This is a genomic window from Thalassospira sp. TSL5-1, assembly GCF_001907695.1.
Taxonomy (GTDB): domain Bacteria; phylum Pseudomonadota; class Alphaproteobacteria; order Rhodospirillales; family Thalassospiraceae; genus Thalassospira.
Map to the genome: position 1 here is coordinate 1,628,802 of NZ_KV880637.1, position 12,897 is coordinate 1,641,698.

Annotated in this window: 11 protein-coding genes; 8 read left to right on the forward strand and 3 right to left on the reverse strand. The window is 52.3% G+C overall.

Annotated elements, in window-relative coordinates; genetic code table 11:
• Positions 1–51 precede the first annotated feature (51 nt).
• On the reverse strand, positions 52–915 hold the full coding sequence (locus LF95_RS07655) for an ATP-binding protein (RefSeq protein ID WP_073954383.1): 864 nt from the start codon (positions 913–915) through the stop codon (positions 52–54).
• 305 nt (positions 916–1,220) lie between these two features.
• On the opposite strand from LF95_RS07655, the gene yajC reads away from it, so the two are divergent.
• The 7 genes from yajC (at position 1,221) to LF95_RS07690 (ending at position 7,717) form a co-directional block, all read left to right on the forward strand.
• Positions 1,221–1,610 carry a preprotein translocase subunit YajC gene (gene yajC / locus LF95_RS07660; RefSeq protein WP_073954384.1) on the forward strand — a complete coding sequence of 130 codons (390 nt, stop codon included), beginning with the start codon at positions 1,221–1,223 and terminating at the stop codon, positions 1,608–1,610.
• Between the two features lie 147 nt (positions 1,611–1,757).
• Positions 1,758–3,329 (forward strand): protein translocase subunit SecD, encoded by a 1,572-nt coding sequence (secD, locus tag LF95_RS07665; RefSeq protein WP_073954385.1) that lies wholly within the window; start codon positions 1,758–1,760, stop codon positions 3,327–3,329.
• A gap of 19 nt (positions 3,330–3,348) precedes the next feature.
• Positions 3,349–4,287 carry a protein translocase subunit SecF gene (secF, locus tag LF95_RS07670; protein ID WP_073954386.1) on the forward strand — a complete coding sequence of 313 codons (939 nt, stop codon included), beginning with the start codon at positions 3,349–3,351 and terminating at the stop codon, positions 4,285–4,287.
• 137 nt (positions 4,288–4,424) lie between these two features.
• The gene (locus LF95_RS07675) at positions 4,425–4,805 is read left to right on the forward strand and encodes an Mth938-like domain-containing protein (RefSeq protein ID WP_252509693.1); all 381 of its coding nucleotides are present in this window, start codon (positions 4,425–4,427) and stop codon (positions 4,803–4,805) included.
• A gap of 150 nt (positions 4,806–4,955) precedes the next feature.
• Positions 4,956–6,164, forward strand: a complete 1,209-nt coding sequence (locus LF95_RS07680) for a mechanosensitive ion channel family protein (protein ID WP_073954387.1) — start codon at positions 4,956–4,958, stop codon at positions 6,162–6,164.
• Positions 6,165–6,200: 36 nt separating this feature from the next.
• A complete protein-coding gene (locus LF95_RS07685; protein WP_073954923.1) occupies positions 6,201–7,046 on the forward strand; it encodes a phytoene/squalene synthase family protein in 846 nt (281 codons plus the stop codon).
• 107 nt (positions 7,047–7,153) lie between these two features.
• Complete coding sequence (locus LF95_RS07690) at positions 7,154–7,717, forward strand: hypothetical protein (protein WP_083607559.1); 564 nt, start codon at positions 7,154–7,156, stop codon at positions 7,715–7,717.
• Between the two features lie 74 nt (positions 7,718–7,791).
• Here the strand turns inward: LF95_RS07690 and trmFO are convergent, their stop codons facing one another.
• Positions 7,792–9,135, reverse strand: a complete 1,344-nt coding sequence (gene trmFO / locus LF95_RS07695) for a methylenetetrahydrofolate--tRNA-(uracil(54)-C(5))-methyltransferase (FADH(2)-oxidizing) TrmFO (protein ID WP_073954388.1) — start codon at positions 9,133–9,135, stop codon at positions 7,792–7,794.
• Between the two features lie 219 nt (positions 9,136–9,354).
• Here trmFO and LF95_RS07700 point away from each other — a divergent pair, with 219 nt between their 5' ends.
• Positions 9,355–10,023, forward strand: a complete 669-nt coding sequence (locus LF95_RS07700; protein ID WP_073954389.1) for a hypothetical protein — start codon at positions 9,355–9,357, stop codon at positions 10,021–10,023.
• Between the two features lie 25 nt (positions 10,024–10,048).
• On the opposite strand, the gene uvrA is transcribed toward LF95_RS07700, so the two are convergent.
• Positions 10,049–12,877 carry an excinuclease ABC subunit UvrA gene (gene uvrA, locus LF95_RS07705; protein ID WP_073954390.1) on the reverse strand — a complete coding sequence of 943 codons (2,829 nt, stop codon included), beginning with the start codon at positions 12,875–12,877 and terminating at the stop codon, positions 10,049–10,051.
• Positions 12,878–12,897 lie beyond the last annotated feature (20 nt).

Below are 12,897 nucleotides of genomic sequence, written 5' to 3' on the forward strand. Positions count from 1 at the left end.
GGCCTGAATATGATCAGGCCGGTTTGTTGTTTTAGTGTGCCAGCGGAATGGTCAGGAAATGTGTTTGCCCTGTTCGCCCGCAATTTCCTGAATGAACTGCCATGCGACTCGCCCAGAACGACTGCCGCGTGTGACCGTCCATTCCTTGGCCCGGGCAAACAGGGCGTCTTGCGGCATATCCAGGCCGTATTCTTTTGCGTAACCGGCAATGATCTCGAAATAGACATCCTGGGAAATATTGTGGAACCCAAGCCACAGGCCGAAACGGTCAGATAGAGAGACTTTTTCTTCGACCGCTTCCGACGGATTGATCGCGGTTGAACGTTCGTTTTCAATCATGTCCCGTGCCATCAAATGGCGACGATTGGATGTGGCATAGAAAATCACGTTTTCCGGGCGTCCTTCGATCCCGCCATCCAGCACAGCTTTAAGCGATTTGTATGATTCGTCTTGCAAATCAAACGACAGGTCATCGCAAAACAGAACGGTTTTGCGTCCGCTGTCTTGCAGGATTTTTAACAAAACGGGCAGGGTGGGAATATCTTCGCGGTGAATTTCCACCAGGGCCAGCGATGACGGCGCTTCCTGGTTAATCAGCGCGTGCATTGCCTTGACGATAGAGCTTTTGCCCGTGCCGCGCGCGCCCCATAACAGCGCATTATTTGCAGGCAGGCCCCGGGCAAACCGTTTGGTATTATTATAAAGAATGTTTTTCTGTTGTTCGATCCCCTGCAAAAGACCGATATCAACCCGGTTCACCTGCTTGACGGGCTGCAAATATCCGGTCTCGGCATGCCAGACGAAGGCATCTGCGATGGACAGGTCGTTTTGCTGGCGCGGCGGCGGCGCCATTCGTTCAAGCGCATCGGCAATGCGGGTTAATGTTGGCAGCAAATCGGCAAGGGTGTCGGTCATCGGGGCCTCTTGGATGTTTTCGTTTTTGGTGGCAGGGAAGGTTCTTCACTACGCTTTATGGCCGAACCCTAGCACAGCATGGTTTGCGTGGAATAGTCCGTATGAACCTGCATGATTACTGTGAATCTGGTCACAAAGACGCCTGAAGACAGGAAATTCAACCGCCAATGCGCAATGATGTGTGATTTATAAGGCACGGGCTGGCGAGTTTAAGGCAAAAAGAAGCGATCTTTCTTGCAACGGCGCATTACACCGTTATATTCCGGCAGTTGATTGGTTTTTCTGTTTTAGGTTAGGAGTTCCTAATGTTGATTTCACCGGCTTTTGCTCAGGGTGCTGGTGGCGCTGCTGGCGGAGCGGATATGCTGACCAGCTTTCTGCCGCTGATCCTGATTTTTGTGGTTTTCTACTTTTTGCTCATTCGTCCGCAGCAGAAGAAACAGAAAGAACACAAAGCAATGCTGGCTGCGGTTCGCCGCGGTGATAAAATTGTTACGGCTGGTGGGATCATCGGAACCGTCGCCAAGGTTGTTTCGGACGAAGAAGTCTCTGTCGAGATTGCTGATGGTGTGAAAGTCAAAGTCGCACGCGGCATGATCTCCAATGTTCTGTCGCGCACTGAACCGGCCAAGGGTGGTTCGGATGCCGAAGACAAGGCAGACGATAAAAAAACTGACGAAGTCAAAAAAGACTGATTTTTGTCAAAGTTTCGGGCGGAACCAACAGGTTCCGCCTTTCTGCATATTACTGGCGGTCGGCCGGGCAAGTTCTTCCTTATTATCCTGATTGAGCCCTGAGCCCGATGTCGCAATGTTCCCCAGACATCTCTGGTTAAAGGACACATGCTTTATTTTACCAAATGGAAAGCAACGCTGGTTTTGCTGGTGTGTGCTTTGGGCGTGATATATGCCGCGCCAAACTTTCTTCCCAAGGGCACTTTTCCTACCGAAGCAAGCTGGATGCCCGGCAAGCAGATTAGCCTGGGTCTGGACCTGCGGGGCGGGTCACACATGCTTTTGGAAGTCGGGGTCGATAGCGTTATTCGTGAGCGTTATGATGCCCTGACGGAAAATATGCGTGATGCCCTGCGTGAAGCCCGTATTCGCTATCGCGGTTTGCGTGGGTCGGCTGACGGGGCATCTGTCACCATCGTTAATGATGATGATGTTGAAAAGGCCCGCTCGCTGATTGCAAAGCTGGACCCGCAGACGGTTGTTGGCGGTGAAGGCAATCACATCATGTTGACCTACAACGAAAAAACGCGCCGGGAAATGGTCGATCGGGCCATTAGCCAGTCGCTTGAAGTTGTGCGTCGGCGTGTTGATGAATTGGGAACGACGGAACCGTCAATCCAGCGTCAGGGTGAAGACCGCATCGTTGTGCAGGTTCCCGGGCTGAATGATCCTTCTCGTTTGCGGGACATTCTGGGCCGGACGGCAAAGATGAATTTTCATCTGATCAACGAAAGCAAAACGCCGCAACAGGCGCGCGAGACCGGTATTCCGCCAGGCGCTGTTATTATGCCGGGGGCTGATGATGCGTCAGCAGGTGCGCCGCAGGAATATCTTGTGGATCGTCGCGTTGTTGTTTCTGGCGACAACCTGATTGACAGTCAGCCGACCTTTAATGACGGACGTCCGGTTGTGTCCTTCCGTTTTGATGCGGCAGGCGGGGCGCGTTTTGGCGATGTGACCAGTAAAAACACCGGCCGGCGTCTTGCCATTGTGCTTGATGGCAAGGTGATTTCGGCACCGCGTATCAATGAACCCATTATGGGCGGAAGCGGCATTATTACCGGCCAGTTCAGCGTACAGGAAGCAAATGACCTGTCACTGCTGCTGCGTGCCGGTGCTTTGCCAGCACCAATGAAAATTCTGGAAGAACGCTCTATTGGTCCGGGGCTTGGTCAGGATTCCATTGAATCGGGTGAAATCGCCTCTATCCTTGGTATGGTTTTCGTCATTGTGTTCATGGCGATCAGCTATGGCCTGTTTGGTATTTTTGCCAATATTGCCCTGATGATAAACCTGATCCTGATTCTGGCGGTCATGTCGATCTTGCAGGCGACACTGACATTGCCGGGCATTGCCGGTATTGTTTTGACAGTGGGGATGGCGGTTGATGCCAACGTTCTGATTTTTGAGCGCATCCGCGAAGAACGCAAGATAGGCCGGTCAATCATCAGTTCGATTGATGCGGGCTACCGTAGTGCGATGTCGACCATTCTTGATGCCAACATTACCACGCTGATTGCAGCTTTGGTGTTGTTTAGCTTCGGTTCAGGCCCGATCAAGGGTTTTGCCGTGACACTGGCTATCGGGATCATCACATCGATGTTTGCCGCCATTTGGGTGACACGACTGATTGTGGCCTCTTGGGTCAAATATCGTCGTCCCACCGAGCTGGTATTGTGAGGAAGGGAGCAAATCGCACATGAAACCTTTGCATATGGTTCCGGATGACGTGAACATCCCGTTCCTCAAATTCCGGAAACTGTTTTATATCTTCTCGCTCTCGATGGTTATTGTTTCGGGGGTCCTGTTCTTCACAAAGGGTCTTAATTTCGGTATCGATTTTCGCGGCGGTATTCTGCTCGAAATCAAAACCGAGGGCCCGGCAGACGTAACGGCCCTGCGGACTAATCTTGGCAGTCTGGGGCTGGGTGACGTTTCCATTCAGCAGTTTGGTGAACCTGACGACGTTCTGATTCAGCTTCAGCGCCAGGATGGCGATGAAAAGGCCCAGATGGCGGCACTGGAAACTGTGACCAAGGCTCTTGGTGACGGTGTCAGCATCCGCCGCTCCGAACTTGTGGGGCCGAAAGTCGGTGGGGAGCTAAAGGAAGCCGGTTTATATTCGGTTGTGATCTCGCTTGCGCTGATCATGATTTATATCTGGCTACGCTTTGAATGGCAGTTCGCCGTGGCGTCGGTCGTTGCCTTGCTGCATGACGTGATCATTACGGTTGGTCTGTTTGTGGTTTCCGGTATTCAGTTTGACCTGGCAACGCTTGCCGCCATTCTGACGGTTGGCGGCTATTCGATTAACGATACCGTTGTGGTTTTTGACCGTATCCGCGAATTCATGCGCAAATATCGCAAAATGGATTTGCCGGAACTTCTGGATCTGTCGATCAATACAACGCTTTCGCGTACCGTGATGACATCCTTTACAACGTTGTTGGCCCTGATTGCGCTGTTTTTGTTTGGCGGCGAAGCCATTCGCGGTTTCACCTTCGCACTCATTTTCGGTATCGTGGTGGGGACATATTCCTCGATCTGTGTGGCATCGCCCTTGCTCGTCGTGCTGAAATTGCGCCGCAAGATTCCCGAAGGCGAAGAAGCCAGCACTGAAGAGGCAAATGCGCTGTAATTTTGTATTGCAGTAAGATTTGATCCTACCAGATATTTACAGAAAGGCCGGGTTCGTGCGACAACGACCCGGCCTTTTTTGTGCCTAATGCAGACGCTATAAGGCTGTCCCATCCGTTATCATAAGCGAGGTCTCCCATGTCGATGGACGTTACACCGATGGTCGCATCGGGTCGCAAACTTGTTTCCAGTTACGGGGATGGTCTGTTCCGATTTGGCAATGAGAAGGCGGTCGGGTCCGTTTTGCTGTTTCCGGGTGAATTCCTGTCCTGGCCGCACCAGGATATCGCCACTGTCACCGAGGAGTCCTTTGCCGAGGTCATTTCCCGTGCCGGGCAGGTTGATATATTGCTGTTGGGGATGGGCCCCAGAATGCAGCCGGTGAAAACCGCCTGGCGCAATGCCTTGCGTCCACATGGTATCGTTATTGAACCAATGGATACCGGAGCGGCCTGCCGGACTTTTAATGTGCTGCTTTCCGAGGAACGCCGGGTGGCTGCGGCATTGATCGCCGTCTGACGGTTGTTTTTAGATCCTCTGAGCGGATGGTTTATTTGCCATTGCGGGAACATTTCCCGCTCTCTGGTGCGTTGTATGGATAGAGATATCACTGCAGACAGGGGACGGTGCAGGCTGTTTTGCTGGCAGGGCAGGCTGCATTTCTAGTATATGGAAGAACTGACTTCGGGGTTGCACAGCCTGACCGAACAGATTGTTGCAAAATTTACCGACTGGGCTGACCTGTTGGGCGGCGACGGTGTTGGGCGCGTGATTGTCGCCATTGCCGTTTTGCTGTTTTTTATTCTGGTTCGCAAATTGCTGGCGCATGGTGTTGTTGGTGGTGCTCGCCGGCTTGCCGATAAGCGAAAACACCAAACACTTGCGATGATTTTCAATGCCATACAAACACCTGTTGAAGTGTTTGTTGTGTTGCTTGGTTTCTATTTTTCAACCGAAGTAATCGACTTCTCAGACAAAACCGACGCCGTTATTTTCAGCATTTTGCGGGTTTTTGTCATTGCCACGATTTTCTGGGCATTTTACCGCGTTGTAGAGCCGCTTGCGCTTGGCTTTAATACCTTTGCCGGTCGTTTTGGGGCCGGCCTGGCCGATGATTTGCGACAGTTTTTTATTCGCTGTGTGCGGACCTTGGTGGTTGTGCTGGCCGGTGTTGCCCTGCTGGAAGATTGGGGCATCAATGTTACGGCCTTTTTGGGCGGGTTGGGGCTGGCCGGTATGGCCATTGCTCTGGCGGCAAAGGATTCGGTTGCCAATGTTTTTGGCGGATTAACCATTTTTGCCGACAAATTGTTTAAGCGCGGCGACTGGATTGAAACGCCACATTTTGAAGGTGTTGTCGAATTTGTTGGCTTGCGGGCAACCAAGGTTCGTACCTTTTCCAAGGCGCTGGTGGTGATGCCCAATGCCGAAATCGTGGATTCACCGGTGATTAACTGGAGCCGCATGACTCATCGCCGTATCAAAATGGTGATTGGCGTCGAATATCGCACCACTGCCGACCAGATTGAAAAAATCATTGAGCGTTTGCGCAGCTTTTTACAGGAAGACGAGGATGTGGCGCAGGAAGATGTGCCACAGATGGTGCATTTGGCCAATTTTGGCAGCAGTTCGATTAATATCGACCTTTACTATTTTACGCATACCACCGACTGGCTGAAATGGCGCGACATTCGCAACCGGCATATCATTGCTTTTAAACGCATCATCGAAGAAGAAGGGGCAGCATTTGCATTCCCCTCCCAGTCTCTGTATGTGGAGAGCATGCCGGATGTGAAAATGTCCGGAATGGCGGCCGATCGTGATGAGCAGAACAGGAATGCGCACCGACACTCTCAAGCAACCGGACAGGTTGAATGAGCGTGTTGCGTTTGAGCGATGGATAATTCAAAATTGATGAGTGATACACCTAGCCTTTCCTATTGTGCCGATTATGTGCGGCGGAACGACAAGGATCGTTTCCTGTGTGCGCTTTTTGCGCCGCCAGACAGGCGCGAGGATTTGTTTACGCTTTATGCCTTTAATCAGGAAATATCGAAAACCCGCGAAATGGTGAGCGAGGCCATGCTGGGGCAAATCCGCCTGCAGTGGTGGCGGGATGCCCTGGCAGATATTGCCAAAGGCAAAATTCGTAAACACGAGGTTGTTGAACCATTGGCGGCGCTGATCGGGCAGGGGCGCCTTGCACCCAAAACCCTTGAAGCCATGATTGATGCCCGCGAGTTTGATCTGTTTGATCAGGCCCCCAAAGATATGACCGCCCTTGAAGGCTATATTGATGAAACATCAGGAAAGCTAAGCCAAGCTGCCGCGACATTGCTGGGGGCAGAGGATGATGCCGCGCTAAAAGCAGCACGCCTTGCCGGGAATGCCTATGGTTTGGTGGGGATTTTACGTGCGATGGTGTTTCATGGGCGGGCCAAACGCCAATATGTGCCCGAGGATCATTTGCATAAACATGGTGTCGCGACGGGCGATATTTTTGAATTTCGCAAGACCGATGCGGTAAAAGCCATGACCCGTGACCTTGCCCATCAGGCGCAGGATAAAATCAACGCGGCACGTAAAATGCGCCGCCATTTACCGAAAAAAGCTGCACCGGCAGCCTTGCCCGTTACCCTTGCGGAAAATTATTTAAAGAAGCTGAAAAAGGCGGATTTTGACCCGTTTTCTGCCGAATTTGGTCTGGCGCGCCCGGCCAGTTTCAGGCTGACGCTCCGGGCACTTTCGGGATATTGGTAAGGCTGTATCTTTACAACCGACAAAAAGGTTATAAATCTTTCTAGATCAACCGGTTCATAACCTGTCTTTGTTGGGTGTCCGGCGATCAGAGGCTGCGGGGTCCCGAAATGAAAATATTCAGAAATATCGCGATTTTGGTCATCATCCCGGTGGGTTTGTTGATGGTGGTCTGGTCGCATAACAACCGGGCAGCAGCTACCTCGATTGATCCTTTTGTCGGAACCTATCACGGAACGGCCATTTCCGAAGAGACTGACGAATTGAAGGCGCGTGACCTGGATGTGACGATCCGGAAAAAAGATGAGGCCTTTACAGTCGATTGGTCAACCGTGATTTACAAGTCTGACGGTCGGGAAAAAAAGTCGGCCCTTAGCATTGAGTTTTTCAATACCGACCGCCCCGAAATTTATGGCAGCGCCATGCGGACCGGCCTGTTTGGCAAGCGTGTACCCAATGACCCGTTAAAAGGCCAGCCCTTTGTCTGGGCGCGCATCGTGGGCAAAACCCTGACGGTGCATGCAATGTATATTCTGGATGATGGCGGCTATGAAATGCAGGTCTATGAACGCACGCTGGATGCCAATGGCAACCTGGACCTGATTTTTAAACGGTTTCGCAATGGCAAAAGCATTCGCGAAATTACCGGTAAGTTGACTCGCGTTAACTATTAGTTGTCGCGCTAAGTCACGTAAAAACGCCCGCGCAGTTTGCGCAGGCGTTTTATTGCGTTGTTAAGGCTGTTGCCTTAATTGCCGATTTCAGCAAGCCATTCATCAAAGGCGGGAATGGCGCGGTCAGTATAAAGCTTTTTGCGATCCCGGCCTTTCACCCGTTTTGTTAGTTCCAGTTCCGGGAACAGCCCAAAATTCACATTCATTGGCTGGAAGCTATCGGCATCCGCGCCACCGGTAATATGTCCCAAAAGTGCGCCCATTGCCGTTACCGCCGGGGGCAGGGGCAATTCGCGGCCCAGCTTTTCAGCCGCGGTAAAGCGGCCCGTCATCAGGCCAACGGCCGCACTTTCCACATAGCCTTCACAGCCGGTAATTTGCCCGGCAAACCGGATGTCCCGGCGCGATTTAAGCCGCAGGGTCGGGTCAAGCAGGCGCGGGGAATTCAGGAAGGTGTTACGGTGAATGCCGCCGAGGCGGGCAAATTCGGCATTTTCCAAACCGGGAATGGTTTTGAACACCTCGACCTGGGCGCCGTATTTCAGTTTCGTCTGGAAACCGACCATATTGTAGAGCGTACCCAGGGCATTGTCCTGGCGAAGCTGCACAATCGCATAGGATTTAACGGTTGGATCATGCGGGTTGGTCAGGCCAACCGGTTTCATCGGGCCGTGGCGCAGGGTTTCGCGCCCGCGTTCGGCCATCACTTCAATGGGCAGGCAGCCGTCAAAATAGGGCGTGTCTTTTTCCCAGTCCTTGAATTCGGTTTTTTCACCGGCCAGCAGCGCATCAATGAAATTGTTGTACTGCTCTTTGTTCATCGGGCAGTTGATATAATCCTTGCCATCGCCCTTGTCATAGCGCGACTGGAACCAGGCCTTATCAAAATCGATGCTTTCCTTATACAGGATCGGGGCAATGGCATCGAAAAACGCCAGCGACTGTTCGCCGGTTTGTTCCAAAATGGCAGCAGCCAGAGAGCCCGAAGTCAACGGGCCGGTGGCAATGATGGTATTGCCCCATTCAACAGGCGGCAGGCCGTCAATCTCGCCACGTTCCATTGATATCAGGGGGTGGTTTATCAAGGCATCTGTAACGGCCTGTGAAAAGCCCTCACGGTCCACCGCCAATGCAGCGCCGGCTGGGACCTTGTGTTTATCCGCACAGCGCAGAATAAGCGAATTTGCCCGGCGCATTTCATCGTGGATCAGGCCCACGGCATTATATTCTTTGTCGTCCGAGCGGAACGAGTTGGAACATACCAGCTCGGCGCATTTGTCCGTCTGGTGAGCATCGGTCGGGCGTTCCGGGCGCATTTCGTGAATGATCACGGGGATGCCGGCTTCGGCCAGTTGCCAGGCCGCTTCGCTACCGGCCAAGCCAGCGCCAATGATATGAACAGGTGTAACCGTTTCCAAGCTGAACCTCCGTCAGAACAGGTTTTGGCATCAAGCCAAGTTTGGCCCCACACATAGCGGTCCAAGGGCACAAATATCAAGTCAATTGCAGAAAATTACCGGGTTTGAGGAATGGATGAATGTCCTAAACGTGTTCCGTATCACATTTGTCATCCTTCCGCGTCGATCAGGACAGTCTGACAACACATCAGCATTGTTCATCAGGGATAGATACAAACCATGATTGATCCAGCAAGTGCCCAAAAATCTGTGGTCGCCCACCCAACAGATACGAATATCGGTTCTGACAATGTCAGGAAAAGTGCTTCATCCGTTCCGAACAATTTTTTATCGGTTCTGGTGTCTGGGGGTGATGTTGCCCGGTTATCGGCAGCCAGCCTTGCGCTGGTATTGTCACCGGTGGTGTTGCTTGCCATCCTGGCGATATTTTTCGCGATCGACGTGATCGTCAGTTCGTGGGGCGGGCGCTTGTTCGGTTTCAGTTATGATTTGGTTTTCTTCGTGGGGATATTTGGCGCATTAGGCGCGATGGTCAGCGTCATGTTGCACATCAGTGACCCGCAGGAATGGCAAAATTTAACACCACTTGATGTTTTCTTTCGCTTTCTGTTTCGTCCGTTTTTAGGGTTTGTTTATGCCGTGCTGGCCTTGTTGATCGTAAGGGCGAATATAATTCCCGACAACCTGGACCAGCTTCAGGCTATTCGTGACCTTAATGACCTTGGATCGCTCAAACTTGATGCCGATAGCGGACAGCAGGTGGCCATCATGTTGCTGATTGCCTTTCTGGCGGGCTTTAGCGAACGGCTGGTCAAGGTCATTCTGCAAACGGTCGAAGGCCGCATCCGTGCTCTGGCGATCGGTTCCGATAGTGCCAAAACAACCTGATGCAGTCCAACGGTCAAATTGAATATTACGATAGACGCAAATGCCGTTTCAGATATTTACCAGTATAGCTGCGGTCATTTTTCATGATGTCTTCGGGCGTGCCGGCACCAACCAGTTCACCACCGCCATCCCCGCCTTCGGGGCCAATATCAATAATCCAGTCCGCTGTTTTGATCACATCAAGGTTATGTTCAATCACAACAACCGTATTGCCCTGATCGGCCAGGGTATGCAGCACTTCCAGTAATTTGCGAATATCATGAAAATGCAGGCCCGTTGTCGGCTCATCCAAAATGTAAATTGTTCTGCCAGTCGCGCGTTTTGAAAGCTCCTTGGCAAGTTTGACGCGCTGTGCCTCACCCCCGGAAAGGGTGGTGGCCTGCTGGCCCAAATGAACGTAACTTAACCCCACCTGTTTCAGGGTTTCCATCTTGTCACGAATGCTGGGAACGGCTTTGAAAAAGTCTGCACCTTCCTCGACTGTCATATCAAGAACGTCGGATATTGATTTGCCTTTAAAAGATATTTCCAGCGTTTCACGGTTATAGCGTTTGCCTTTGCACTGATCACACGTCACATAAACGTCGGGCAAAAAGTGCATTTCAATTTTGATCACGCCATCGCCCTGGCAGGCCTCGCACCGGCCACCCTTGACGTTAAAGGAAAACCGTCCTGGCTTGTAGCCACGGGTTTTTGCCTCGGGCAATTGGGCGAACCATTCCCGAATGGGGGTAAAGGCCCCGGTATAGGTGACAGGGTTGGAACGCGGGGTGCGGCCAATCGGGCTTTGGTCGATATCGATAATCTTGTCGATATGCTCAACACCTGAAATGCTGTCATGCGCACCGGGCTGGGTGCGGGCATTGTGCATCCGTTTTGCCAGCGATTTATACAGCGTTTCAATCACCAGGCTGGATTTACCACCACCAGAGACACCGGTCACGCACACGAATTTACCCAGCGGAAAATCAACATCGATATTTTGCAGGTTATTGGCCCGGGCACCTTTAATGGTAATGGCCTTGCCATTGCCATCACGCCGTTTGTCGGGCACGGCAATTTGTTCAATCCCGGTCAGATATTTACCTGTCAGGCTTGCCGGGTTTTGCTGAATTTCCTCTGGCGTGCCCTGGGCCACAATACGGCCGCCGTGAATACCGGCACCCGGGCCCATATCGACAACATAATCGGCCGCGCGAATGGCGTCTTCGTCATGTTCAACAACCAGCACCGTGTTGCCAAGGTCACGCAGGCGTTTCAGGGTTTCCAGCAGGCGGTCATTGTCGCGCTGATGCAGGCCGATGGAGGGTTCATCGAGCACATATAAAACACCCGTCAGGCCCGAGCCGATTTGTGATGCCAGGCGAATACGCTGGCTTTCCCCGCCCGAAAGCGTGCCCGATGTGCGCGACATGGACAGATAATTCAGCCCCACGTCACTCAGGAATTTCAGGCGGTCGTTAATTTCGCGCAAAATACGGCGGGCAATTTCGGTCTGTTTTTCATCCAGCTTGGGTTCAAGGGCGGCAAACCATTCCACGGCCTTGCCAATAGACAGGGCGGTGATTTCGGAAATGGTGCATTGATCAACCTTGACCGCCAGGGCTTCGGGCTTTAGGCGCTGACCGTGGCAGGCGTCACAGTCGGAAATGGTTTGGTATTTTGCCAGTTCATCGCGGGCCCACTGGCTGTCGGTTTCACGCCAGCGCCGTGACATGTTGGGAATAACCCCTTCAAAGGGGCGTGTTACCTTATAGCTGCGCGAACCGTCATCATAGGTGACGGTGACTTCTTCGTTGCCTGACCCATGCAGAATGATGTGCTTGGCCTTTTCCGGAAGCTTTTCCCACGCCACATTGGTTTTAAACCCAAAATGCTTGGCAATGGCGCGCAATGTTTGCAGGTAATATTTCGATGTACTGCTGGCCCAGGGCGCAATTGCACCGTCATCAAGCGTTTTTGTCGAGTCAGGCACCACCAGTTCCGGGTCAAATTCCATTTGTGTGCCAAGGCCATCACAAACCGGGCAGGCACCAAACGGGTTGTTGAACGAAAACAGGCGCGGTTCAATTTCCTCGATGGTGAAACCCGAAACCGGGCAGGCGAACTTGGCCGAAAACAGGGTGCTTTCACCGCTGCGGGCATCTTCGGCAAAGACGATGCCGTCGGTCAGCTCCAGGGCAGTTTCAAAGCTGTCGGCAAGGCGTGTCTGAATGCCATCCTTGACCACCAAACGGTCGACCACGACGGAAATATCGTGTTTCAGCTTTTTGTTCAGCTCTGGTGCTTCGTCGATGTCATACATCTCGCCATCGATTTTCACGCGCTGAAAACCACGTACACGAAGGTCTTTAAGTTCTTTTTTATATTCACCCTTGCGGCCGCGCACGATGGGGGCCAGCAAATAAAGCCGGGTGCCTTCTTCCATTTCCATGACGCGGTCCACCATTTGCGAAACCGTCTGGCTGACAATGGGAAGGCCGGTTGCCGGGGAATAGGGGATGCCGACACGCGCCCACAACAGTCGCATATAGTCGTAAATTTCGGTCACAGTCCCCACGGTCGAACGCGGATTACGCGATGTGGTTTTCTGTTCAATCGAAATGGCAGGCGACAGACCGTCGATATATTCGACATCCGGTTTTTGCATCATTTCAAGGAACTGTCGCGCATAAGCCGACAGGCTTTCGACATAACGCCGCTGACCTTCGGCATAGATGGTGTCAAAAGCCAGCGAGCTTTTGCCCGATCCCGACAGGCCGGTTATGACCACCAGCGAATCCCGTGGCAGTTCGACATCAATGTTCTGCAGATTGTGTTCTTTCGCACCGCGAACTGAAATTTTTGTCAGCATATCCGGCCTTTTGTTCCTGA

Excerpts from the sequence above, each read along its gene's own strand:
- LF95_RS07655 (WP_073954383.1), bottom strand. The coding sequence starts at position 915 with ATGACCGACACCCTTGCCGATTTGCTGCCAACATTAACCCGCATTGCC.
- yajC (WP_073954384.1), top strand. The coding sequence starts at position 1,221 with ATGTTGATTTCACCGGCTTTTGCTCAGGGTGCTGGTGGCGCTGCTGGC.
- secD (WP_073954385.1), top strand. The coding sequence starts at position 1,758 with ATGCTTTATTTTACCAAATGGAAAGCAACGCTGGTTTTGCTGGTGTGT.
- secF (WP_073954386.1), top strand. The coding sequence starts at position 3,349 with ATGAAACCTTTGCATATGGTTCCGGATGACGTGAACATCCCGTTCCTC.
- LF95_RS07675 (WP_252509693.1), top strand. The coding sequence starts at position 4,425 with ATGTCGATGGACGTTACACCGATGGTCGCATCGGGTCGCAAACTTGTT.
- LF95_RS07680 (WP_073954387.1), top strand. The coding sequence starts at position 4,956 with ATGGAAGAACTGACTTCGGGGTTGCACAGCCTGACCGAACAGATTGTT.
- LF95_RS07685 (WP_073954923.1), top strand. The coding sequence starts at position 6,201 with ATGAGTGATACACCTAGCCTTTCCTATTGTGCCGATTATGTGCGGCGG.
- LF95_RS07690 (WP_083607559.1), top strand. The coding sequence starts at position 7,154 with ATGAAAATATTCAGAAATATCGCGATTTTGGTCATCATCCCGGTGGGT.
- LF95_RS07700 (WP_073954389.1), top strand. The coding sequence starts at position 9,355 with ATGATTGATCCAGCAAGTGCCCAAAAATCTGTGGTCGCCCACCCAACA.
- uvrA (WP_073954390.1), bottom strand. The coding sequence starts at position 12,877 with ATGCTGACAAAAATTTCAGTTCGCGGTGCGAAAGAACACAATCTGCAG.